Below are 22,870 nucleotides of genomic sequence, written 5' to 3'. Positions count from 1 at the left end.
AACAGAGGCGGTGTGTGAAACACCGGAATTGCAATGTGGAAGTCTGTCGTTGCCGCCATCGCTTTGCTGGCCTTGGGCGGTTCGGCTTTCGCCGCCAGCGCGATCAACAGGGACGCTCAGACGCGGACCCTGGTCGTTACCGAAGGCGGCGCCAAGAGCGAGTTGACGCTCGGTGCCGGCGAGACGGTGGAGTTCTGCTCAAACGGCTGCTTCGTCACCCTCCCCAATGGTGACCTCGAAGCGCTGACCGGTTCGGAGACGGTCGAAATTTCGGGTGGAACCGCCCGCATCAAGTAACGCGCCACGAATTGCGCGGTAAGATCGGCAAAGGCCGGGCCAATGTCCGGCCTTTTATTGTTTCCGGTCGCCGACGTTTAAGGATGACGCCCGAAGTACCCGGATGACCATGCCTTGCAACCGGACATTTTACGTTCGCTGCGTCATCCCCGGCCCAGGCCGAGGACATCTGGGCCTTCGCCTGAACCAAATCACCTCGGATGATCGATCGGCGTGCCGGGTCGCGCCGCACCTGCGGCGTGTCGCAAACAGGCGGTAGCACAGCCGTCGTCCTCTGCATATTGTGCGCCATTCGAAGGGGCGCAAACGCGCCCGTCTATCCCTTTGGAGTCGCGGGCAATGGCAGAGTTTCCGAAAAAGGCGAAGGTCGTCATCGTCGGCCTGGGCGGTATCGTCGGCGCGTCCGTCGCCCACCACCTGATCCAGCGTGGCTGGGACGACATCGTCGGCATCGACAAGTCGGGCATCCCGACCGATATCGGCTCGACGGCGCATGCCTCGGACTTCTGCTACACGACCAGTCATGATTTCCTGTCTTGCTGGACAACGCTCTACTCCATCGATTTCTACGAGAAGATGGGGCATTACGCGCGCGTCGGTGGTCTCGAGGTTGCCCGCGTCGGCGACGATGCGCGCATGGACGAAATCAAGCGCAAGATCGCCTCGGCCAAGGCGTTCGGCACCCGCGCTCGCCTCATCGAACCGGCCGAGATCAAGCAAAAATTTCCGCTGATCGAGGAGCATCTGGTGCATGGCGGCCTCTGGGACCCTGATGCCGGCCTCGTCATCCCGCGCTCGCAGACCGTCGCCGGTAAGCTGGTCGACCAGGGCGTCGCGTCCGGCAAGCTGCAGGCCTTCGCCAACACTTCGGCCAAGGAGCTGATCGTCGAGAACGGCCGCATCAAGGGCGTGGTAACCGAGCGCGGCACGATCGAAGCCGATTATGTCGTGGTTTGCACCGGCATCTGGGGCCGGCTCACCGCGGCGCTGGTCGGCGAAGATCTGCCGGTCATGCCGATCGACCATCCGCTCACCTTCTTCGGCCCCTACAACGAGTTTGCCGGCACCGGTAAGGAGATCGGCTGGCCGCTGCTGCGCGACCAGGGCAACTCGGCCTATATGCGGGACACCGGCGATCCAAAGACCGCCGAGGGCGGGCAGATCGAATGGGGCTATTACGAGGAGACCAATCCGCGCCTCTGCCACCCGCGCGATCTGCTCGAAAAGCATGAAGCGCGGCTGTCGCCGTCGCAGCGCGATCTCGACATGGAGCAGATCATGGCGCCGCTGGAGCGCGCCATGGAGCTGACGCCGATCCTCGGCGAGCTCGGTTACAATGAGGGCCATTCCTTCAACGGTCTGCTGCAGGTGACCACCGATGGCGGTCCGTCCATGGGCGAGAGCCAGAAGGTGAGGGGCCTGTGGTACGCCGTCGCCATCTGGGTCAAGGACGGTCCGGGCATGGGCAAGCTCATCGCCGACTGGATGACCGACGGCCGCACGTCGATCGACCACCACCAGATCGACTATTCGCGCTTCTATCCGCACCAGATGCAGGAACAGTTCATCTGGGATCGCTGCACCGAGACGGCGATGAAGGTCTACAATCCGGCGGTGCATCCCCGCGAGCCTTTCTCCAAGGGCCGCAACATCCGCCGCTCGCCGTTCTGGGAGCGCGAGAAGGAGCTGGGCGGCTATTTCATGGAACTGGGCGGCTGGGAACGCGCCCATGGCTATGCCGCCAATGAGCACCTTTTGGAGAAATACGGCAACCGGGTGCCGGTGCGTGAGAACGAATGGGACAACCGTCATTTCTGGCGCGTCTCCAATGCCGAGCATCTGGCGATGAGCGACGATTGCGGCATCGTCAACCTGTCGCATTTCTCGATGTATGACGTTGAGGGACCCGACCATGTCGCGCTGCTGGAATGGCTGTGCGCGGCCAAGATCGGCGGCGACAACAACATCGGCAAGGGCATCTACACCCACTTCCTCGACGAGGAAGGCATGGTGCGCGCCGACTTCACCGTGATCCGCATGGCCGACCGCTGCCGTGTGATCGACGGCGCCGATGCCGGCCCGCGCGATTTCCGCTACATGCAGCGCACCGCGCAGGACAAGGGCTTCGACGTCACCGTCACCGACGTGACCGAGAAATACGTCACCATCGGCATCTGGGGGCCGAATGCGCGCACAACGCTGCAGAAGGTTGTCGAGGATCCGAATGGGCTGACACCCGAGAATTTCCCCTTCGCCGCAATCAAGCCGATCCGGATCGGCGGCAAGGATGTGACGGCCTTCCGCATTTCCTATGTCGGCGAGCAGGGCTGGGAATTGCATATGCGCTACGAGGACGGCCTTGCCGTGTGGGACGCGCTGCGCTCCACCGGCGTCATGCCGTTCGGCGTCGAGACCTATGCCAACACGCGCCGGATGGAGAAGAGCCTAAGGCTGCAGAACGCCGACCTCTTGACGGAATATAATCTGCTCGAAGCCGATCTCGCCCGCCCGAAGGTCAAGGAGAACGACTTCTGCGGCAAGGCCAAGCATCTGGAGTATCGCGCCCGTGAGCATCAGCCGGCGATGCTGTGCACGCTGGTGATGACCGAGAACACCGATTCCAAGGGCGTGGCGCGCTATCCGGTCGGCACCATGCCGGTGCAGGATCCCGCGACCGGCGAGACGCTGGTCGACGAGCTCGGCCGACGTTCCTTCACCACCTCGGTCGCCTTTGGCCCGACGATCGGCAAGAACATCGCGCTTGCCTATCTCCCCTGGGCGTACTGCCAGGAGGGCCGCAAGCTGCAGGTCGAGTATTTTGGCGAGACCTATCCGGTCGAGGTGGCGGGGGTCGGTTACAAGCCGCTCTACGACCCGGAGAACCTCAAGCCGAGGAGCTGAGGATCTGAGGCAGAAGATGCAAAGCCCGGCTTCGATCGGCCTTTTGCTTTTGTGCGGGCCGAAATTCTCACCTGGAGCGGTTCACCGTTGAAGGAAACGGCGAACCGCGTCAGCTCTTTGTCTTGACGCAATTCCGGACGGAAAACCGCTCACACTTTTCCTGGAATTGCTCTAGCGTTGCGCCGGGCGGAGGAAGCGGCTTGCAACGGTTCGGCTGGGACAGGAAAAACGACGCATTCGTCTTCACGATGAAGGGGGACATTCCCGTTCACGTCAGCTGGACCTTTGCCATTACAGCCGTCCTGCCTTTTCTGCATGAATGGTCGAGGCATCCCAGGCTCGCCCTGACACATACGGTTATATTTGCCGCGCTCCTGTTCCTGTCGGTGTTTGTGCATGAACTTGCCCATGTCTGGGCAGCGCGACGGCGCGGCATCGGCACCCAACGGATTGACCTGTACCTGTTCGGCGGAATTTCCTGGTTCAAGCCCGGCTCGGCTTCGCCCTATGGCTGGGCGTGGATTGCCTTCGCCGGGCCGTTGGTAAACATCGCCCTGGCGGCGGGCTTTGCCGCTGCCTGTTACCTTCTTGCCCGGCCCTTGTTGCCTGTCGATCCGGACGGTCTTTTCAGTTCGCCGCCGCCGAGACCGGACACATTTCTTGAGTGGACGCTTTGGCTTGGCGCACTGGTGAATGCGGCCCTGGCCATTCTCAACCTGCTCCCGGCCTTTCCGCTCGACGGCGGGGCGATCGTGCGGCATCTGCTGGCGCCGCGTTTCGGCGCGGATACCGCCACACGGATCGTCGGCTTCTGCGGCGTCGTGCTTTCGATCCTGCGTTTCGCGGTCATTGTGCCTGCCGCCGTGGCCGGAATTCTTTTGTGGTTTCCGCCTTCCTTCAGGCCGAACTGGCGGGCGTTTCGCGCTGCCGGCAATAAGAAGCCGGTTCCGCAGCATCCAGCTTGATGTGCAAGGGGCCAGCGGCTTATGTGGCCCGATCAGAAGCCTGTGAAAGCACACGCCCCATGCGCATCCTGTCCGACGCCTTCATTCCCGAACTTCCCAATCACTATCACGGCAAGGTGCGGGAAAATTACGATCTGCCGGACGGACGCCGCATCATCATCGCCACCGATCGTCTGAGCGCATTCGACATCATCCTTGCCTCGATCCCGTTCAAGGGCGAGGTCCTCACCCAGACGGCGCGCTACTGGTTCGAGGAGACCGCCGACATCTGTCCCAACCACGTGCTGGAATATCCCGACCCCAATGTCGTCGTCGGCAGGCGGCTCGACATGCTGCCGGTCGAAATGGTCGTGCGCGGCTATCTGGCAGGGACGACCAGCACCTCTATCCTGACCAAGTATCGCAAGGGCGAAAGGAGCTTCTACGGCCACAGCTTTCCCGACGGGCTGCGCGACAATGAGAAGCTGGCGGAGGCGATCATCACGCCGACCAGCAAGGCCGCACATGGCGGCCATGACGAGCCCCTGTCGGAAGCCGAGATCATCGGTCAGGGGCTGCTCACGCAAGAACAGTGGGATACGGTATCGCGCTATGCGCTGCAGTTGTTCGCTCGTGGCCAGCAGCGCGCCGCCGAACGCGGCCTGATCCTTGCCGACACCAAATATGAATTCGGCACAGCACCGGACGGCACCATCGTACTTGCGGACGAAATCCATACGCCCGACAGCAGCCGTTATTGGATCGCCGCGAGCTACGACGGGGCGTTTGCAAGCGGCGGGCGGCCGCAGAGTTTCGACAAGGATTTCGTCCGCTCATGGGTGTCGGCGCGGTGCGATCCCTACAAGGATCCGATCCCGCAAATCCCAGAAGAAATCATCAGCCAGGCCTCCGCGGTCTATATCCAGGCTTATGAAGCGATCACTGGCGCGAAATTCGTGCCCGACCTTTCCGGCGCCACTGTGCTGGAACGCATCCGCTCGAATCTGGCCCGGTATTTTTGAGGTTGCGCGCCGGCGGGATCCGGCGCCCGGGAATTGCCGGCTTTTGCGCGCGGCGATTTTCACCTAGAGCGTTTCACTGTTTCACGGAAACGGCGAGCCGCTCTATCCCTTTGTTTTGACCCAATTCCGGACGGAAAACCGCTCACACTTTTCCTGGAATTGCTCTAACCTTCCGTCATGTCTGCTTATGCCCGCGCAAGGCATATCTTTTCAGGCAGCGCCGCGCTGGCGCTGGCGCTTTGGCTGACGCCGGCAGCGTCTCCCGCCGAACCAGTCGATGTCGAATTGGTGCTGGCGGTCGATGTCTCGCTATCCATGTCGCCGGCGGAGTTGGAGATTCAGCGCCACGGCTACGCGGCGGCGCTGACGCATGACAATGTGCTGAAGGCCATCGCTGACGGCGTTTATGGCAAGATCGCAGTCACCTATGTGGAATGGGCGGGCACGACCTGGCAGCGGGTGATCGTGCCGTGGACGGTAATAGCCAGTCGCGCCGACGCCGAGAGGGTTGTGGCGCAGCTCGATGCACGGCCGCCAGACAGCGCCCGGCGCACCTCGATCTCCGGCGCGCTGAGCTTCGGCAGCGACCTTTTCGCCGAAAGCGGGTTCCTGGGGACGAAGCGCGTCATCGACGTTTCCGGCGACGGGCCCAACAACCAGGGCGCGCCAGTTGATCTCACGCGCGATGAGGTGGTCAAGCAAGGCATCACCATCAACGGCCTGCCGTTGATGACGCGCAGCGGTTTCAGCGGCGCCTTCGATGTCGAAAATCTGGACCGCTATTACAGCGACTGCGTCATCGGCGGGCCTGGCGCCTTCATGATCCCGGTCAATGACTGGACGCAGTTTCCCGAAGCGATCCGCCGCAAGCTGGTGCTGGAACTCGCCGGTCCGGCTTCGCCGCAATGGGCGGAGGAAGAGGCCGCGCATCCACCGATCGTGCTCGCCGATGACAGGCGGGCAGCGGACTGCCTGGTGGGCGAGAAGATGTGGCGCAACCGCGGCTGGGGCATGCCGTGAGCAATCGAGAAGCCCCCTACAGGTCGACCGGCCGGCGTCGGATTGGACCATCGTCGAGTCCAGCTTCTGCTTCATTGACAAGCCTTTTGGCGTCTGTGAGACAATCTGGGCTCACCACAGAAAAGGGGAACCACAATGAACAGGACCACCATTTTCGCGGCGGCGCTGGCGGCGGGCGCCGTGCTCGGCGCGCCCGCGATGGCAGCCACCTCGCTCACCATCGGCATCAGCGGCTGGACCGGCTTCGCGCCGCTGACTTTGGCCAAGCAGACCGGGCTTTTCGAAAAGCACGGGCTCGACGTCACGCTCAAGAAAGTGCCGCAGGCGAGCCGCCCGCTGGCGATTGCCAGCGGCGACCTGCAGTGCGCGGCGACTACGGTCGAGACCTGGATGGTGTGGAACGCCAGCGGCGTAACCACCAAGCAGATCTTCCAGCTCGACAAATCCTATGGCGCCGACGGCATCGTCGTGCGCAACGACATCAAGACCGTCGCCGACCTCAAGGGCAAGAATGTCGCATCGTCGGCGCCCGGAACGTCGCCTTATTTCCTGCTCGCCTGGGTGCTTAACAAGAACGGCATGTCGACCAAGGACGTCACCGTCGTCAATCTGGAGCCGGACGCGGCGGCACAGGCCTTCCTGGCCGGTCAGAACGATGCCGCCGTCACCTATGAACCGTTCATTTCGGCGGTCCGCGACAAGGCCGACCAGGGCCACATCCTGGCGACCACGCTCGACTACCCGATGGTGATGGATACGGTGGGCTGCACGCCGGACTTCCTCAAGGCCAATCCCGATGCCGCCAAGGCGCTCGCCGACAGCTATTTCGACGCGCTCGATATGATCAAGAAGGATCCGCAGAAATCCTATGAGATCATGGGCGCAGATGTGAAGCAGTCGGCCAAGGAGTTCGAGGATTCGGCCAAATACCTGAAATGGGCCGATAAGGAAGAAAACAAGCAGTTCTTCACCAAGGAGTTCCAGGATTTTTCCAAGACCGCAGCCGAGCTGCTGCTGCAGATGGGACTCATCAAGGAAGCGCCGGATGTGACGACGCTTGCCGATACCAGCGCGGTGGCCAACTGATCGCGCATCACCCGATCGGCGGCACAAGGCCGCCGATGTCTTTCCGAGAGCGGGTCGCCGTTTCGCGCAAGCGGCGAACCGCTCTATACCTTTATTTCCGCGCAATTCCGGACGGAAAACGGCGACACGCTCTTCCTGGAATTGCTTCAATGGACAGGGCCTGATGCTGCGTCCCTTGCACCCCGTTGCGCCGGGCACGCGAACCGTGCTCGGCATCGCCTTCTTCGTGCTGTTCGTGGCCTTCTGGGCGTGGATCACGCTGGGCGGCCATGTGAACCGGATATTTCTCGCCGATCCCCTGTCGATGCTCAAGGATGGCTGGCGGCTGCTCGTCGAAGACCGCTTCTGGCTCGACATATTGATCACCATCTGGCGCGTCTTCGGCGGCTTCGTTCTGGCCTCGATCGTGGCGGTGCCGATCGGCATCGCCATGGGCGCCTGGAAGCCGGTCGAAGCCTTCCTCGAGCCGTTCGTGTCCTTTGCGCGCTACCTGCCGGCGTCCGCCTTCATTCCGCTGCTCATCCTGTGGGCCGGCATCGGCGAACTGGAAAAGCTCCTGGTGATCTTCGTCGGATCGGTCTTCCAGATCATTCTGATTGTCGCAGTGAAAGTGGGCGCTACGCGGCGCGACTTGGTCGAGGCAGCCTACACGCTGGGCGCTACAGACAACGGCATCGTCAAGCGCGTCATCATGCCGGCCAACGCGCCGGAGATCGCCGAAACGCTGCGGCTGGTGCTCGGCTGGGCTTGGACCTATGTGATCGTCGCCGAACTGATCGGCTCGTCGTCCGGCATCGGCTATATGATAATCAACAGCCAGTCGCGGCTGGCGACCGGGCAGATCATCTTCGGCATCATCGTCATCGGGCTGATCGGGCTGTTGTCCGATTTCGCCTTCAAGGCGCTCAACCGCTGGCTCTATCCGTGGAGCCTGGCATGAGCAAGCTTCTGATCGAGGGAGTCTCGCGGACCTTTGCCGGGATCGGGGGCGGGCAGCCAGTGCAGGCGCTGCAGCCGGTCGACCTTGCGGTCGCCGCCAACGATTTCATCACCATCCTGGGGCCGTCCGGCTGCGGCAAGTCGACCTTGCTCAGGATCGTCGCCGGACTGGAAGCGCCGAGCACGGGCCGCGTGCTGCTCGACGGCAAGGCGGTCACTAGGCCGGGGCCGGACCGCGGCATGGTGTTCCAGTCCTACACGCTTTTTCCCTGGCTGACGGTTGCCGAGAACATCGGCTTCGGCCTGCGCGAGCAAGGCCGGCCCGAGCGGGAGCGCAACGAGATCGTCGCCTCCTATGTAGATCTCGTCGGTCTGAGGGGTTTCGAGAACCATTGGCCGAAGCAATTGTCGGGCGGCATGCAGCAGCGCACCGCGATCGCGCGCGCCTTGGCCAACGATCCGGCGATCCTGCTGCTCGACGAGCCGTTCGGCGCGCTGGACAATCAGACGCGCGGTCTGATGCAGGAATTGCTGCTCGGCATCTGGGAGCGGCGCAAGAAGACGGTGCTGTTCGTCACCCACGACATCGAGGAGGCGATCTTCATGGCGTCGCGGGTGATCGTGATGAGCGCCCGGCCCGGTCGCATCAAATCCGACGTGCCGGTCGACCTGCCGCATCCGCGCCACTACACGCTGAAAACCAGCCCGGAATTCTCTGCGCTCAAGGCACAGCTCACGGAAGACATTCGCATCGAGGCGGTGCGGACGGCGCAGACCCAGACAGCTTAGACGGCTGCGTTGCTGCCTGCTTAAGCCGCCAGGAGCTGCTTGCGGTCGATGCGCTCCTGCTGAGGCGAGCGGGCATAGAGCTCGCGATAGCATTTGGAGAAATGCGAAGCGGAGACGAAGCCGCAGGCAACCGCCACTTCGACCACCGGCAGCGACGACTGAATAAGCAGATGCCTGGCGCGGTCGAGCCGGATCTCCAGATAGTAGCGGGCAGGGGAGCGGCCCATCTCGGTGCGGAACAGGCGCTCGATCTGCCGGCGCGAGAGATCGACATGGTCGGCGATCTCGATCAGCGACAGCGGCTCGGAGAGGTTCGCCTCCATCAGTTCAATGATGGTGAGCACCTTGGAGTTCTGGACGCCGAGGCGGGCCCGCAGCGGCAGACGCTGGCGGTCCGTCGGGCTGCGCACTCGGTCGGTCAGCACCTGCTCGCAGACGCGGTTGACCAAGCTCTCGTCGAAATCATCACCGATCAGCTTCAGCATCATGTCGAGTGCGGCGGTGCCGCCGGCGCAGGTGTAGACGTTCTGGTCGACTTCGAAGAGGTCGGCAAAGACATTGGCTTTCGGGAAGGCCTCGGAGAAGCCTGGAAGGTTCTCCCAATGGATGGCGCAGCGCTTGTTGGACAACAGGCCCGCGGCGGCCAGGATATGCGCGCCAGTGCACAATCCGCCGACGGCGACGCCGCGATTATACTCCTCGCGCAGCCAGGCGAAGGCCGATTTGTTGTGGTAGCGTTCGACATTGATGCCGCTGCAGACGATCGCCATGTTCGGCCGATCGGGTCCGGCCATCTTCCTGCGCTCCTCCTCGAGCGAGGTGTTGACGGCGCATTCGACGCCGTTCGAGGCGCGAACCGGTTTGCCGTCGATGCTTGCCAGGCGCCAGCTATAAGCCTCGTAGCCGAGCATCCGGTTGGCCGATCTCAGCGGATCGAGCGCCGTCGCGAAGGCGATCATCGTGAAATCGGGAACGAGGAAGAATACAAACGATCTCTTGATCGGGTGCTTTACGGCATTCACGGTGAAACCTCACGCAGCCATGACGCGAACAGGATGTCGCGAACAGCATAGCGACAACAGGAAAAACCATTCCTGTCAATCGGGTAGGCGGCTAAGTGAAGATTAAATTTGCGACACGGGTCGCAAATGGGCAATAGGTGCAACCGCAGGGCGTCACTGCGCGGCCGACAACTGCCGGACCCAAAATGAAAACGCCGCCCCGGCAAGCCGGGCGGCGTTGGATTAGGCTTGTCGGTCCTGGATTGTCTCAGGCAACAAAGCCGAGACGGGCAGCGGCCACGGCGCCGGTCTGGCCGGGCATGGTCTTGGCGAGACGCTGACGCTCCAAAGCGGTCGTCAAGTTCATTTCGCGACGGGCGAACAGGCGGGCAAAGAGCTTCATCATCATCTCCATTTGGTTGCTCAGACGGGTCGCCTTCGCTTGGAGGAGTGGGGCAGCTCGTTTTTGCTGGCGCTGATATAGGCTCGCTTCGGTGAAAACTAAATCGCAAAAACGAAGCGCTTGACATGAAAAGCGACATGATTTGCGACATTTTTGGGCAATGTGCCCACAATTCCCTATTATTTACAGTGCTTTACCTGACCTGTTAACCTGCTATGCGAGTGGTTCATATGCGTCATGCAGCGGCGGCATGGCTGGAAAAGTCGTTTGAATGCAAACAAAGGTCCTGAACAAGCAAAAGGCCTGCCGAGCTGACGCGGCAGGCCTTCAGATCTCCATAGACACGTGACTACTTCGCTCCGGCCCAGCTTCCGACACCGAAGCGCGAGCCGGTCTTGACGTCGGCGGCTTCAGGCCAGCCGATATCCTTCTGCAGTTCGATCGGCAACGCATGGATGGCGCGTTCGGTCTGGTAGCGGGCGCGGGCCGCGCTGAATTCGGTCGCAAACCGACCGATGGACGACAGGATAGACATTTCTTTCTCCTCTATGCGGGCAGGGAGGCGCCCGTCACTGCGTTAAGTCAGGTCTGTTTCAGCTTCATTTCATGTCGATTGCAGGACTGTGTCAGTCGCTTCGTGGCTGCTTTTGGCAGCATCCCGCATCGATCAGGTTGACTATGCGCTTGGACTGATGTTCAATCAAACGAAATGGAATGATGGATTGCATCAGAAAAATTGAAGGTCGCCTCCCATGAACGCCCCGCTCAACCATCCTTTGCCGCTGCTTGACCTCGATGTGCTGCGCACCTTCGTGGCGATCGCCGAGACCGGCTCGTTCACCACCGCCGCCAACGCAGTGTTCCGCACGCCGTCGGCCGTCTCCATGCAGATCAAGAAGCTGGAGGATATTCTCGGCCGTTCCGTCTTCGCGCGCGATGCGCGCTCGGTGACGCTGACCACGGATGGCGAGATGCTGCTCGGCTATGCGCGCCGGCTTTTGTCGATCAACCGCGAGGTGGTGTCGAAATTCATCATCCCCGATATTGTCGGCGTGGTGCGGCTTGGGTCCCCGGACGACTATGGTGAGCGCGTGCTGCCGCATGTGCTGAAGCGCTTCGCGCAGTCGCATCCCTCGATCGCCGTCGACGTCACCATCGACCAGAGCATCAATCTGCGCCGGCGCATGGATGACCGCGCGCTCGACATCACGCTGCTCACAAATTCCTACAAGACCAGCGCGATCGGCGCCGAGGTGCTGCTGACCGAGCCGATCGTCTGGGCAGGCGCCAAGGGCGGCTGTGCGCATTTGCGCGAACCCTTGCCGGTGTCGCTGTGGGAGGAGGGCTGCGCCTGGCGGGCTGGTGCGCTCGAAGCGCTCGGTCGCGAGGGCCGCAATTACCGCATCGCCTATATGAGCGCCCACACGGCCGGCCAGCGCGCCGCCATCATGGCCGACCTCGCGGTGGCACCGCTGCCAAAATCCTTCCTCGGCAACGAGATGGTCTCGCTGGGCGCCAAGGACGGCATGCCGGAGATCGGCACCTACAATCTCGCCATGGTGGTGGCGCCCGACGCGAGCGCGCCGGTGAAGGCCGTCGCCGACCATATCCGCGCGACCTTCGAACTGTTCCGCGAAACCGGCAAGTTCTGAGCTATTCGGCCGCCGGCGCCGAGCGCTCCGCGAAAGCAGCTTTCGTTCTGCGCCGCGCGCGAGCCTTGCGCGCCTCTGGGGCGATGTTGAGGAATGCCACGATGCTGTCGCGAGCGCGCCGCGCCTCGGGCATCTCGATCAGTGGCCAGACATGGAACATGCCCTCTTCATAAACCAGGTCGACCTCGACGCCGACGGCGCGCGCGCGTTCGGCGAAGATGAGATTATCTGGGGTCAGCATGTCGCGTGAACCGGTCAGCAGCAGCGTCTTCGGCAGCACGGATAAGTCGCCGTAAAGCGGGCTGATGTGCCAGTCCGAGCGCTCGAAACCGGCGCTGTAGAGCCGCACCGCTTCCAGCCCACCCGGAATACCCAGCCACGGATCCTGCCGTTCGGCCTCGAAGACTTCAGGATTTGCAAGCGAAACGTCGAGGCCGGGCGAGATCAGCACGTGACGGGACGGCGAGGGCAGGCCTTCCTCGGCCGCCATCATGGTCAGCACGACGGCCATGTTCCCGCCGGCGGAATCACCCATGAAGACGATGTCCTCGGCCTCGGTGTCTTCGAGCATGCGCCGGTAGACGTCGCCGACCATGCCGAACATGTCGTGGAAATCGTGCTCGGGCGCAATTGGGTAGATCGGCACGGTGATGCCGAAGCCGAGGCGCTCGGCCATCTCGGCGATCAGGCCCCAATGGTAGGAGGTGATCTGAAAGACATAGGCCCCGCCATGCATGTAAAGCATGCGTCGGCGTTCGCCCGCTTTCGGAGCAATCTCATAGACGGGAAAGCCGTCGATCTTGGTCTCGGTGATGTCCAGCCGCGACTTGAGCAAGGCCGGCGGATGATAGTCTTCGGTCTTGCGGGCGTAGGCAATCCAGCGCTGTAGGTTCTCGGGACTGGAAAACGCCTTCTTGCGGCTGTGCCGCAGAACGAACGAAACGAGATGGCTTTTCAAACTGGGCATGCGGATACACGAACTTCGGCGGAGCCGACTAAGAGAATTCCCCCCGCTCTGCGAAGATTGTACCTCAGTTTGAAATGTCAAGGAATCACGCTGGCACATCGGCGTGATCCCGTGCTGTAGGTTCCTTGTTCTGAGTAATTCCGGGATGGGCCACGGCGAAGTTGCCGAAGCCAGCCGCTGCCCGCTTTTCCTGGAATTTGCTTAGCGCCGCTTCGGCAGCAGCGCTGCGCGCAATTTGGTGTCACCAGCCGCCGCGGCCGCGTTGCGGCCCCATCGCCTGCCGAGCAGCTTGCATTTGTCGGCGAAGGTCATCAGCGCGGCGTGCCCAGAAGCAGCTTATGCAGTGCTGCCTGCGGGTCGCTCGGCGGTGAGGCCGGCCAGCCGATATCCTTCTGGACATGCGCCGGCAGATCGTTGAGCGCGCGGATCGCCTTGTTCCTGGCATGAGCCTGCCTGATGGTGACACCGAAGCGACTAAGATTTCCGAACATCGACATTTTTCATCTCTCTTCAAGAGCAATGGCGGCCAACGATGGCCGCTGCCGCCATGCGATGGCCGCTAAATGCGTCTCGCATGTATCGGGTCGATTTCGCGAAAACAGAGCTTCGGTTTCGGGATCGCGCGGATCTGGAAACATTTGCATGCAAATGCATTAAGCGGCCGACGGGCCGGGTCCGGTCCGAATAGCTGCCATCGGCGGTTGACACAGGCGAGCAGCTGCATAGTTATTGTGCAATGCGGCGTGGGAGTATGTGCACCGCAGCATGATGCGAAACGGGTCAGGGCATCGTGACAAGCATACACAGCATTCAATATCTACGCGGCCTCGCCGCGTGCGCGGTCGTTTGCTTTCACGTCAGCGAGCAGTTCGGCGGTTCGTTCGACGTCGGAGCAGCGGGTGTCGACGTCTTCTTCGTCATTAGCGGCTTCATCATGTGGGTGACGACGGCGGGCCGGCCGGCCGATCCCTGGCGTTTCATGGGGCGCCGCATCACCCGCATCGTGCCTCTCTACTGGATCGTCACCTTGCTGACCGCGGCGGGCATCCTGCTCAAGCCGCAGTTCTTCTACGGCCATTTCTTCAGCGTGGCGAATTTCGTCGGCTCGCTGTTCTTTCTGCCGGTCCTGCAGGAGGATGCGCTGCATCCCATCGTCATACAGGGTTGGACGCTTTGCTATGAGATGATGTTCTATCTCGTCTTGACCCTGGTCCTGTTCCTTGAGGAGCGCTGGCGGTTCCGCGTTCTCGTTGGCGCGCTTGTCGCGATGGTCGCGCTGCATTTCGTCCTTCCCGCGGTATACGCACGCGCCTTCACTGATCCTGTCGTGATCGAGTTCGCGGCCGGCGTCGTCGTGGGTCGCTTGTGGCTCCAGGGCGCCAGGCTGCCGTTCGGGGCGGCGCTGGCCATGGCCGGCGCCGGATTCCTTCTGCTTGCGACCGGCCCGCATTTCGATGCCGATTTGCCCCGCGCCTTGCGCTGGGGACTTCCGGCCGCGTTGATCGTGGCGGGCGCGGTTTTTGCCGAGCGGGCGCGGCCGTTCAAGCCGGCTGCGTTGCCCACATTCCTCGGCGACGCGTCCTATTCGATCTATCTGTGGCACGTCGTGGTTGGCGTGCTGGCGACGGGTGTCGTCCTGAGGATCGGTATCCCCGCAGCTTTGCAGCCGGCGACGATCCTGGTCGCCACACTTGCCCTGTCGGCGATGCTCTACCTGATCGTCGAAAAGCCACTGATCGGGCTGCTGCACCCGCAACGCCCGAAGGGCGCCGTGAAGGCGAGCAATGTCGCGGCCCCAGGGGCCGCGGAATGATACCGGCTAACGCCTTGCTCTAATCGCGGCCACGGCGTGCCGCGCGCTCCTCGCGCGAACGTCGGCGCGGGGTGGCGTCGCCTGCGCCGCCGTCCTCGCTCATCGCCTTGCGCGGCGGCAGCTTCACCGCAGCGGCCAGCTTGGGGAAGGGGTCGACCTTGTTCGGCAGCGCCATGGCGTAGACGAAGTGTTCCTGGAATTTCGGTTCCAGCGCCGTCTCGATCTTCTCGATCCTGCTCACCGTCTCCTCGATCTCGCGCCGGTAGCCGCGATTGAGGAGCGCCATGCGCGCGCCGGCGCCGGCGGCATTGCCGACAGCCGAGACCTTGTCGAGGTCGCAGTCCGGGATCAGGCCAAGTACCATTGCGTATTTCGGATCGATGAAGGAGCCGAAGGCGCCGGCGAAATGGATGCGGTCGACATGCTCGGTGTGCTGCTTTTCCATCAACAGCTTGGTGCCGGCATAGAGTGCCGCCTTCGCAAGCTGGATGGCGCGCACGTCATTCTGCGTGATGGTGATCTTCGGCTCGCCTTCCTTCAGCACGTAGGAGAAGGTGCGGCCGTTGGGCACGATGCGCGGCGAGCGCATGCTGAGCGATCCATCGACGACGCCGTCCTCGGAGATGATGCCGGACAGATACATCTCGGCGATCACCTCGATGATGCCGGAGCCGCAAATGCCGGTGACGCCGGTCGCCTGAACGCTCTCGGGGAAGCCCGACTGATCCGACCACAGTTCCGAGCCGATGACGCGGTAGCGCGGCTCCAGCGTGTCCGGGTCGATGCGCACGCGCTCGATGGCGCCGGGCGCGGCGCGCTGGCCGCCGGAGATTTCCGCGCCCTCGAAGGCCGGACCGGTGGGAGAGGAGGCGGCAACGACGCGTGTCCTGTTGCCGAGCACGATTTCGGCATTGGTGCCGACGTCGACGATCAGCATCATCTCGTCCTGGCGGTGCGGACCCTCCGACAGCGTGACGGCGGCGGCGTCGGCGCCGACATGGCCGGCGATGCAGGGCAGCATGTAGAGGCGCGCGCCCTGGTTGAGTTTCAGGCCGATGTCCGAGGCCTTGATGCGCACCGCCCCGGAGACGGCGAGCGCGAAGGGCGCGCCGCCGAGCTCGGTCGGATCAATGCCGAGGAAAAGGTGATGCATGATGGGATTGCCGACGAAGACGGAATCCAGGATGTCGTTGCGCTGGACGTTGCCTTCGGCGCAAACCTTGTCGACAAGGCCGGAGATGGCCTCTCGCACGGCGACCGTCATGCCTTCGCGGCCGTCGGGATTCATCATCACATAGGAGACGCGGCTCATCAGATCTTCGCCGAAACGGATCTGCGGATTCGAGGTGCCGGAGGAGGCGGCGACGCGGCCCGACAGCAGCGACACCAGATGCATGGCAATGGTGGTCGAGCCGATGTCGCAGGCAAGGCCGTAGGCCTCGTTCTTCAGGCCGGGCCACAGCGCGATGACGCGCGCGATGTCGCTGTCGGCATCCTTGTGGATGGCGGCGGTCGCGGTCCAGTTGCCCTTGCGCAGAATGCCCTGCACCTGCGGCATGAGGTAGAAGTCGAATTCGAGGTTCTTGAGGCCCCAGTCCTTCATCAGGGCGATCTTGAGCCGGTCGAGATCGCCGAGCGGCTTGTGCATGTCGGGCTCTTCGATCTCGACATAGCACATGCGGATCGCCGTATCGCGGGCGATCACCCTGGTGTCGGCGTCCTTGCGGATTGTCTGGGCGTTGATGACCGTGTCCTGCGGCACATCGATGACGAGATCGCCGAGGATCTGCGCCGAGCAGGAGAGGCGGCGCCGCTCGGGCAGGCCGCGCACGCGCTCGTAGCGCTCCTCCTTGGCGCCTTTGGAAGAGATGTGGTCGTTGGACGAGACGATCTTGTGCTTGGCGAAATTGCCTTCCTGCACCTCGATCTGGCAGCGCCCGCAGGTGGCGCGGCCGCCGCACACGCTTTCGACATAGACGCCGAGCTGGCGCGCCGCATCGAGGACCGGCGTGCCGACCGGGAACCGGCCGCGCTTGCCCGACGGCATGAACAGGACGAGTGGATCGGTTATGTTGGGGGGAGGATTCATGCTGGCACGCGTCTCGATGGCAATTGCCGATGCCGTTTAACGGATCGTTTTACTATTGGGCGGAGAGTCGGTTGGTCCAGGGGCCAACCATGTCGGATCTGCTGCTTTCCGCCATCTTCACCGCGTTCACCGTGGTGCGCGTGATCAAGGGCTCGTGGCTGCGCAACCCGCAATACCTCGCCACCGGGATTGTCGGCGCGATCGCCGGAACCCTGGTGCTGCACGCGTACTGGCCCGCCTATGACGACGATTTCATTGTCGGCGGGGTGACGGGCATGTTCGGGTCCTGGGCGGGAATGGCGTTGTTCGACGCCATATTGGGCGTGGCCTGAACGCAAAGCAGAGCTGTCCGACCGCATCCGGGATGCGATCGGACCAGCATTGTTTGCGGTGCGGCCCACGATTGCGCGCTTATCCCCTGGCCATGCGGGCTTCACGGCCACCGCGCCGACGTCCGCCGGCGGCAGCGCCGTCGCCAGGAGCTGTGACCGCGACCGGAGCCGCAACAGCCTGGCCGCCTTCGGCCGGCTTGTAGTCCTTGTAGGTGCGGATCCAGTTGGTGCAGTTCTCGTCGGTGCCGTTGAGCACGTTGGCGCCGCGCACGGCTTCCATTTCCTGCGGCCGGACAGGGTTCATGATGGCGCTCGTCATGCCCGCGCCGATCACCATCGGGATGAAGGCGGCGTTTATGCCGTGGCGGTGCGGCAGGCCGAAGGAGATGTTGGAGAGGCCGCAGGTGGTGTTGACCTTGAGCTCCTCGCGGAGCCGCCGCAGCAGCGCGAACACCTGGCGGCCGGCATCGCCCAGCGCGCCGATCGGCATCACTAGCGGATCGACGACGACGTCATGCGCGGGAATGCCGAAATCGGCGCAACGCTCGACGATCTTCTTGGCGACGGCGAAGCGGACGTCCGGATCCATCGAGATGCCGGTCTCGTCGTTGGAGATGGCGACGACCGGGACGTTGTATTTCTTGACCAGCGGCAGGATGGCCTCGAGCTTTTCCTCCTCACCGGTGACGGAGTTGACCAGCGGGCGGCCCTTGGCAACCTTCAGCGCTGCCTCGATGGCGGCGCTCACCGAGGAGTCGATCGATAGCGGCAGATCGACCAGTCCCTGCACGATCTCCAGCGTCTGCACTAGAAGCGCCGGCTCGGTGGCGTTGGGGTCGACGGCGGTAACGCCGGCATTGACGTCGAGCATGGTGGCGCCGCAGGCGGCCTGCTCCAGTGCGTCCTTGATAACGGTCTCGAAGTTGCCGGCCACCATCTCGGCGGCCAGCTTCTTGCGGCCGGTCGGGTTGATGCGTTCGCCGATCACGCAGAAAGGCTGATCGAAGCCGATGACGATTTCTCGGGTCGCCGAGGCGACGATGGTGCGGGTCATGCGATCTCTCCGTCGGGATATAAAGAGTTCTTTATATCGTTATCTGATTTGGTTCAAGCGAATGCTGACTGCCACGCCGTCAGTGCGCGGTCTTCACCATGTCCACCTGGGTTTCGGTAATCTCGTCATGCAGGATGTGGTCGAGCCGCTTGGCGACCAACTGGTCGTCACGCCGGATCTCGCGTTTCCATGGCTGGCGGCCTTTCAGCACGCCGGATTCATCGACGATCTCGGCGACATATTCCTCTTGGCGGTAGGCCATCACATGGATGCCGGCGACGCCGGGGATTTCCTTCACCTCGTTGATGATGTCGATGCAGAGCTGCTTGCCTTCCTTCTTCTGATCCTGCGCGCCTTCCAGCCGCTTGATTACCGCGTCGGGGATGTGGATGCCCGGCACGTTGGAGCGGATCCATTTCGCCGTCTTGGCGGAAGCGAGCGGTCCCACGCCGCAGAGCAGGAAGAGCTTTTCGGTGTGGCCGAGGTCACGCGCCTTCTGCATGAAGGCTTTGAACATCGGCACGTCGAAGCAGTACTGCGTCTGCGCGAACTGCGCGCCGGCGGCGATCTTCTTGCCGAGATGGATCGGGCGGAAGTCGTAAGGCGGCGCGAAGGGATTGACCGCGCAACCGAGGAAAACCTGCGGCGGCGTCGTCAGCTTGCGGCCGGACAGGAACTTGCCGTTGTCCCGCATGATGCGGATGGTTTCGAGCAGCGACATGGAATCGAGGTCGAACACCGGCTTGGCGCCCGGCTGGTCGCCGGCCTGCACGCCGTCGCCGGTGAGGCAAAGCATATTGGCGACGCCCATGGCGGCGCCGCCCAGCACGTCGCCCTGAATGGCGATGCGGTTCTTGTCGCGGCAGGCGATCTGCATGATGGGCGCATAGCCCATGCGGGTGAGCAACGCGCAGATCCCGACCGAAGACATGTGGCAGTTGGCGCCCGAGGCGTCGACCGCGTTGATGGCGTCGACCCAACCGTCGAAGATCTTGGCGCGGTTGTAGACGTCTTCCGGGTCGGCGCTGTCGGGCGGATTGAGCTCGGTGGTGACAGCGAACTCGCCGCGGCGCAGCACGCGCTCCAGCCGGCCGCGCGAGGTGTGGCCGGGCAGGGGATCGAGCGGCAGGTGAATGCCGGCCGGGTTCTCGTCGCGCTGGCGGGCGTTCATGCCGAAGCTCCGGGGTTCTGGGCTGCTTGACGCGCGGCTGCCGCCTGCGCCGTTACCCTCAGCCATGCTGAGGTTTCGCGCAGCGACTGATCGACCGGCTTCTGCACGGTTAGGATCTTGTCTCCATGCACCATGTTGCGCGAGCCTTCCCATGCCTTGACCCAGACGCAAGGCATGTCGGGCTCGACCTCGCAATTGCCGTTGGCGCGTACGCCGCCGCAAGGCCCATTGCGCAATTGCTTGGGGCAGTTCATCGGGCACGACATGCCGGTCGAGGAAAGCACGCACTGACCGCACATGCGGCAGTCGAACATGAAGCCTTTTACGCGCTTCTCCACAAACTTTACTGGGGCTTCGACCCGGCCGTAGCCGATGCCTTTCCACAGAGGGTGGAGGAGCAGGAAGGCGTCGGCGAACCGACCGTAGAACCATTCGAGCAGTCGTGAATGGCGGATCGACCACAGTCTGACCGCGAAGGTGCGCTGCACGCGCCGCTGCGGCGACACGTCGGCAGGCTTGTAGTCGGATTTCGGCGCTGCCTTCTTGACCAAAGTGGCCTGGGTAACCGCCGGCTGCTTGTCAGACATTTTCTTTCCCGCCCGCCTTGACCAGAGCGACCAGCCGCTCGCGGTCGTATTTCGCGTCGAGTTCCTGGAACGCCTTCTCGACCTCGGCCTCGATGTCGTCGCCGACCGGGACCGGGTCGGCCTTTCGCCATTCAGCCAGATAGTCGTCGGTGCCGCCGGCGCCGGTGCGCATGGCGCACATGTCGATCGCCTCGGTGAAGCGCAGCGGCAGCTCGCGCTTGGCGTTCTGCCGGCCCTTCCTGACGATGACCTGGGCGGGAATGTCGCGCCAATAGACGACGATCAGATCGGCCATGAATTCTCAACTCCTCGATATCGTGGAGCATTGCCGCATGCGCCGTTGGCCCGCTTGTTATGGGACGACGCGCGCGCCTTCAAAAGCGACGCTGGTTGAGGTCGCAAAGAGAATGCTGAATTCTGTGGCCGGCTGACTACCAGACGCGCCTGGTAAGGCCAGTCCAGAGATAGAGCCAGATCGTCGGGTGATACCACTGCTTCGATGGTAGATTGGGGTCGATCGTCTCCAGTCTGCCGGCCAGCGCGTTGCTGACTGCCTCGACGCAGATGTCGCGAGAAAACGCCGCCTGGCGAAGCGCATAGCTGGCGATCGTGTCGCCCCTCTTGGGCTCGCCCCGTGCCTGCTTCAGCACGCCGCCGGTGTCGACACCGGCATCAACAATATGCACGGTGGCGCCGAAGTTCCCTGGATCGCCGGAGGCCAGCGCCCAGTAACCGCCATTCATGCCGCGATATTTCGGCGCGATGCCCGCGTGATAGTTGAGCACCGGGCAAGGCATCTTTGCCAGCGTATCCTTCGACAGCAGCCTGCAGCCGGCCAGGAGCACGACGCCAGGGTTGATGCTCGCGATTTCCTTCAGGCATTCCGGCCCGTTGGCCGAGGGCACATAGATGAGCGTCTGGCCCTGCCGCGGCTCGGTCGCGAGCTTCTCCTCGGCGATCAGCCGCTCGGCATGGCCAGCCAGGAAGCGCTTGCCGAGCCTGGTCAGCACCATCGTGCCGAGCTGGCCGATGGCCGAGACCCAGCCCTGCCGCCGTGCGCGGCCCATGAGAAGTCGCTTTTTGGATTCAGGGGATTCGAGGATGACGCTGACAGGACCGACCCGATCGGCGAGCGCGTTGACGATGGCCCAGACATGCGGGCCACCTTCGGTGACGACCACGATCGGTCGCGTACTCGATTCCGACGCTGCCACGGCAAGCACCCGCTTTGAAAACCGGGCGCATGCTAAGCGGGGCCGGTTAATCCTTGGTGTGCCGGAGGCTTTCAGTCAGGCGCCAAGGCCCGGCTCAGCGCTTGAATTCCATGATGTCGAGCTTCGATTCGTAATAGGGCGCGGGGAATTCGATCCGCCACTCGCTGGCGCTGTTGCGGAAGGCGTAGCCGACCTGGTCGCTTTCCGGGCCGCTGCCATAGGGCTTGGGTTTGTCGTTGTTCACCGAGAAAGAGCCGAGATAGATCGAGCGCTTGTCGCTATCGTCGAAGAAGCGGCCGGTGGTGCGTTGCGAGCCGCTGATCTTGGTAAGCCGCCAGCCGGCGCCGTCGTCGGTCACCTTGCACTTGAACCAGTCATAGATGATGAGCGGACTGATGCCGCCCGTCTTGATGGTGCGGCACTTCCAATTGCCGGTGAGGTCCTTGTCGGAGAAAGCGACGATTGGCTTGGCGAGCAGGTCATCCAACTGCTTGACCTCCGACGGATTGCCGGCCTTGGCCTCTTCGAGGGCCGCCTTGTGCGTCTCGCCGTACTTCTCCAGCCGCCCTTTGTCGGCGGCGGTGATCAGCTTCTGCACTTCGCCGTCGGCGTATGCCGGCAGGGCCATGCAGACGCTCGCGAGCAAAGCGAGGAGCAAAGGTCTAACCGGCATGGAATTCCCCCCGATCGAAAGTCTCAGCCAGATTCCGTCGCCCGCGCCAGCTCGGCCCTCAGATCACCATAGCCGGTCGAGCGGCGCTCATAGGCAAGCCCGAGCATAATTGCGGCTTTCTCGGCGACCTTGTCGAGCTCCGGATCGTCGGTCTGGGCAAGATAGATCAGCTTCTCGTAATTGCCGAAATAATCATTGATCAGCTCGGGATGCCTGTCGAGGCCGAGGGGCTTGATGAAGAAGGCATCGAACTGGCGGCAAAGGAAGTCGGTCATGTAGAATGACATCATGTCGTCGTCGGCGACCTTCGCATAGGCCTCCGCGCCCTGATAGAAGGCAAAGCAATGCGGTCCAGCCATGCGCTCGACGCCATGTTTCTCGATGACGCGGTCGAGCAGGCCGCCCGTGCCGCAATCGGCATAGCCGACGAAGATATGCCGGTAGCCTTCCGCCTTAGCCTTCTCGATGGCCTTGTCCATCGCCGGCGCGATGCGGTCCGGATAGAAATGGAACTCGGCCGGCAGGCAGGTCAGCTCGAGATGGTCGAGCTTTAGCTGTTGCTTGACGGCCAAAACTTCGCGCGCAATCATTCCGCAGGCGATGACGAGCAGCCTGTCTGTTTGATTCGGTTCCGTTTTTTGCGTCTTGACCAAGTCGGGCCGGCTTTCGCTGCGGGGCTTAATATCTGTCGAGGGAGACACTGTTCATGAAACTGCTACGCGTCGCGCCGACCGCAATCCTGGCCTGCGCGCTTGCGCTCACCGCCTGCGCCAACACCATTCGGGGCGTCGGCAAGGACGTCAAATCGACGGCAAGGGCGGTCAAAGACACTGTCAATTGATCTTCAGCCTCGTCCATCATCTGGGAACAAAAAAGCCGCGCTGCAAGGCGCGGCTTTTTTGATCCATCCTGATGC

Annotated in this window: 25 protein-coding genes; 12 read left to right on the top strand and 13 right to left on the bottom strand. The window is 62.8% G+C overall.

All coding sequences use genetic code 11. The features are described from left to right. Positions 1 to 33: 33 nt before the first annotated feature. The 8 genes from P9272_RS19590 (at position 34) to P9272_RS19555 (ending at position 8,998) form a co-directional block, all read left to right on the top strand. Positions 34 to 297: a hypothetical protein gene (locus P9272_RS19590; protein ID WP_042645040.1), complete on the top strand. Its 264-nt coding sequence runs from the start codon at positions 34 to 36 to the stop codon at positions 295 to 297. 339 nt (positions 298 to 636) lie between these two features. After that, complete coding sequence (locus tag P9272_RS19585; protein WP_278161812.1) at positions 637 to 3,198, top strand: FAD-dependent oxidoreductase; 2,562 nt, start codon at positions 637 to 639, stop codon at positions 3,196 to 3,198. Between the two features lie 122 nt (positions 3,199 to 3,320). Further along, positions 3,321 to 4,163: a site-2 protease family protein gene (locus P9272_RS19580; protein ID WP_278161811.1), complete on the top strand. Its 843-nt coding sequence runs from the start codon at positions 3,321 to 3,323 to the stop codon at positions 4,161 to 4,163. A 59-nt stretch (positions 4,164 to 4,222) separates the two neighbouring features. Further along, complete coding sequence (locus P9272_RS19575; protein WP_278161810.1) at positions 4,223 to 5,164, top strand: phosphoribosylaminoimidazolesuccinocarboxamide synthase; 942 nt, start codon at positions 4,223 to 4,225, stop codon at positions 5,162 to 5,164. A gap of 177 nt (positions 5,165 to 5,341) precedes the next feature. Continuing rightward, positions 5,342 to 6,184 carry a DUF1194 domain-containing protein gene (locus P9272_RS19570; RefSeq protein WP_128258102.1) on the top strand — a complete coding sequence of 281 codons (843 nt, stop codon included), beginning with the start codon at positions 5,342 to 5,344 and terminating at the stop codon, positions 6,182 to 6,184. 198 nt (positions 6,185 to 6,382) lie between these two features. Next, positions 6,383 to 7,270, top strand: coding sequence for an ABC transporter substrate-binding protein (locus P9272_RS19565; protein ID WP_278161839.1), 888 nt, complete (start codon positions 6,383 to 6,385; stop codon positions 7,268 to 7,270). A 163-nt stretch (positions 7,271 to 7,433) separates the two neighbouring features. Beyond that, positions 7,434 to 8,210 (top strand): ABC transporter permease, encoded by a 777-nt coding sequence (locus tag P9272_RS19560; RefSeq protein WP_278161809.1) that lies wholly within the window; start codon positions 7,434 to 7,436, stop codon positions 8,208 to 8,210. After that, on the top strand, positions 8,207 to 8,998 hold the full coding sequence (locus P9272_RS19555; protein WP_278161808.1) for an ABC transporter ATP-binding protein: 792 nt from the start codon (positions 8,207 to 8,209) through the stop codon (positions 8,996 to 8,998). The genes P9272_RS19560 and P9272_RS19555 overlap by 4 nt, the downstream gene beginning before the upstream one ends. Positions 8,999 to 9,018: 20 nt before the next feature. On the opposite strand, the gene P9272_RS19550 is transcribed toward P9272_RS19555, so the two are convergent. The 3 genes from P9272_RS19550 to P9272_RS19540 form a co-directional block, all read right to left on the bottom strand. Continuing rightward, positions 9,019 to 10,020, bottom strand: a complete 1,002-nt coding sequence (locus P9272_RS19550) for a GlxA family transcriptional regulator (RefSeq protein WP_278161807.1) — start codon at positions 10,018 to 10,020, stop codon at positions 9,019 to 9,021. A 247-nt stretch (positions 10,021 to 10,267) separates the two neighbouring features. Then, positions 10,268 to 10,402, bottom strand: a complete 135-nt coding sequence (locus tag P9272_RS19545; protein ID WP_108702985.1) for a hypothetical protein — start codon at positions 10,400 to 10,402, stop codon at positions 10,268 to 10,270. 349 nt (positions 10,403 to 10,751) lie between these two features. Further along, the gene (locus P9272_RS19540) at positions 10,752 to 10,937 is read right to left on the bottom strand and encodes a hypothetical protein (RefSeq protein WP_128258098.1); all 186 of its coding nucleotides are present in this window, start codon (positions 10,935 to 10,937) and stop codon (positions 10,752 to 10,754) included. Positions 10,938 to 11,154: 217 nt separating this feature from the next. On the opposite strand from P9272_RS19540, the gene P9272_RS19535 reads away from it, so the two are divergent. After that, the gene (locus tag P9272_RS19535; RefSeq protein ID WP_127863404.1) at positions 11,155 to 12,054 is read left to right on the top strand and encodes a LysR substrate-binding domain-containing protein; all 900 of its coding nucleotides are present in this window, start codon (positions 11,155 to 11,157) and stop codon (positions 12,052 to 12,054) included. 1 nt (position 12,055) lies between these two features. Here the strand turns inward: P9272_RS19535 and P9272_RS19530 are convergent, their stop codons facing one another. Both P9272_RS19530 and P9272_RS19525 read right to left on the bottom strand, forming a co-directional pair. Next, complete coding sequence (locus P9272_RS19530; RefSeq protein WP_278161806.1) at positions 12,056 to 13,021, bottom strand: alpha/beta hydrolase; 966 nt, start codon at positions 13,019 to 13,021, stop codon at positions 12,056 to 12,058. Positions 13,022 to 13,332: 311 nt separating this feature from the next. Continuing rightward, positions 13,333 to 13,518: a hypothetical protein gene (locus tag P9272_RS19525; protein WP_040982459.1), complete on the bottom strand. Its 186-nt coding sequence runs from the start codon at positions 13,516 to 13,518 to the stop codon at positions 13,333 to 13,335. Positions 13,519 to 13,811: 293 nt separating this feature from the next. Here P9272_RS19525 and P9272_RS19520 point away from each other — a divergent pair, with 293 nt between their 5' ends. Continuing rightward, a complete protein-coding gene (locus tag P9272_RS19520; RefSeq protein WP_278161805.1) occupies positions 13,812 to 14,834 on the top strand; it encodes an acyltransferase in 1,023 nt (340 codons plus the stop codon). 19 nt (positions 14,835 to 14,853) lie between these two features. Here the strand turns inward: P9272_RS19520 and P9272_RS19515 are convergent, their stop codons facing one another. Then, positions 14,854 to 16,923, bottom strand: a complete 2,070-nt coding sequence (locus P9272_RS19515; protein WP_278161804.1) for an ASKHA domain-containing protein — start codon at positions 16,921 to 16,923, stop codon at positions 14,854 to 14,856. An 89-nt stretch (positions 16,924 to 17,012) separates the two neighbouring features. Between P9272_RS19515 and P9272_RS19510 the strand changes: the two genes are divergently transcribed. Beyond that, on the top strand, positions 17,013 to 17,255 hold the full coding sequence (locus P9272_RS19510; RefSeq protein ID WP_278161803.1) for a hypothetical protein: 243 nt from the start codon (positions 17,013 to 17,015) through the stop codon (positions 17,253 to 17,255). Positions 17,256 to 17,334: 79 nt separating this feature from the next. On the opposite strand, the gene P9272_RS19505 is transcribed toward P9272_RS19510, so the two are convergent. From P9272_RS19505 to P9272_RS19475, 7 genes are all read right to left on the bottom strand, one after another. Further along, the gene (locus P9272_RS19505; RefSeq protein WP_128258094.1) at positions 17,335 to 18,309 is read right to left on the bottom strand and encodes a methyltetrahydrofolate cobalamin methyltransferase; all 975 of its coding nucleotides are present in this window, start codon (positions 18,307 to 18,309) and stop codon (positions 17,335 to 17,337) included. 79 nt (positions 18,310 to 18,388) lie between these two features. Beyond that, positions 18,389 to 19,480 carry a methylenetetrahydrofolate reductase gene (locus P9272_RS19500; RefSeq protein WP_128258093.1) on the bottom strand — a complete coding sequence of 364 codons (1,092 nt, stop codon included), beginning with the start codon at positions 19,478 to 19,480 and terminating at the stop codon, positions 18,389 to 18,391. Then, a complete protein-coding gene (locus P9272_RS19495; protein ID WP_278161801.1) occupies positions 19,477 to 20,067 on the bottom strand; it encodes a methylenetetrahydrofolate reductase C-terminal domain-containing protein in 591 nt (196 codons plus the stop codon). Before P9272_RS19495 ends, P9272_RS19500 begins: the two co-directional genes overlap by 4 nt. Further along, positions 20,060 to 20,362, bottom strand: a complete 303-nt coding sequence (locus P9272_RS19490; RefSeq protein ID WP_095815460.1) for a virulence factor — start codon at positions 20,360 to 20,362, stop codon at positions 20,060 to 20,062. Before P9272_RS19490 ends, P9272_RS19495 begins: the two co-directional genes overlap by 8 nt. A gap of 136 nt (positions 20,363 to 20,498) precedes the next feature. Continuing rightward, positions 20,499 to 21,281: a formyl transferase gene (locus P9272_RS19485; RefSeq protein WP_278161799.1), complete on the bottom strand. Its 783-nt coding sequence runs from the start codon at positions 21,279 to 21,281 to the stop codon at positions 20,499 to 20,501. A 94-nt stretch (positions 21,282 to 21,375) separates the two neighbouring features. Further along, positions 21,376 to 21,954 (bottom strand): DUF4893 domain-containing protein, encoded by a 579-nt coding sequence (locus P9272_RS19480; protein ID WP_278161797.1) that lies wholly within the window; start codon positions 21,952 to 21,954, stop codon positions 21,376 to 21,378. 23 nt (positions 21,955 to 21,977) lie between these two features. After that, complete coding sequence (locus tag P9272_RS19475; RefSeq protein ID WP_128258090.1) at positions 21,978 to 22,607, bottom strand: DUF1638 domain-containing protein; 630 nt, start codon at positions 22,605 to 22,607, stop codon at positions 21,978 to 21,980. A 53-nt stretch (positions 22,608 to 22,660) separates the two neighbouring features. Here P9272_RS19475 and P9272_RS19470 point away from each other — a divergent pair, with 53 nt between their 5' ends. Beyond that, positions 22,661 to 22,795 carry an EncA/B family entericidin gene (locus P9272_RS19470; protein ID WP_278161796.1) on the top strand — a complete coding sequence of 45 codons (135 nt, stop codon included), beginning with the start codon at positions 22,661 to 22,663 and terminating at the stop codon, positions 22,793 to 22,795. The last annotated feature ends 75 nt before the right edge of the window (positions 22,796 to 22,870 follow it).

This window comes from Mesorhizobium sp. WSM4976 (assembly GCF_029625685.1).
Taxonomy (GTDB): domain Bacteria; phylum Pseudomonadota; class Alphaproteobacteria; order Rhizobiales; family Rhizobiaceae; genus Mesorhizobium.
The sequence above is the reverse complement of the archived record's forward strand: the minus strand, read 5'-3'. Positions and strand labels throughout refer to the sequence as shown.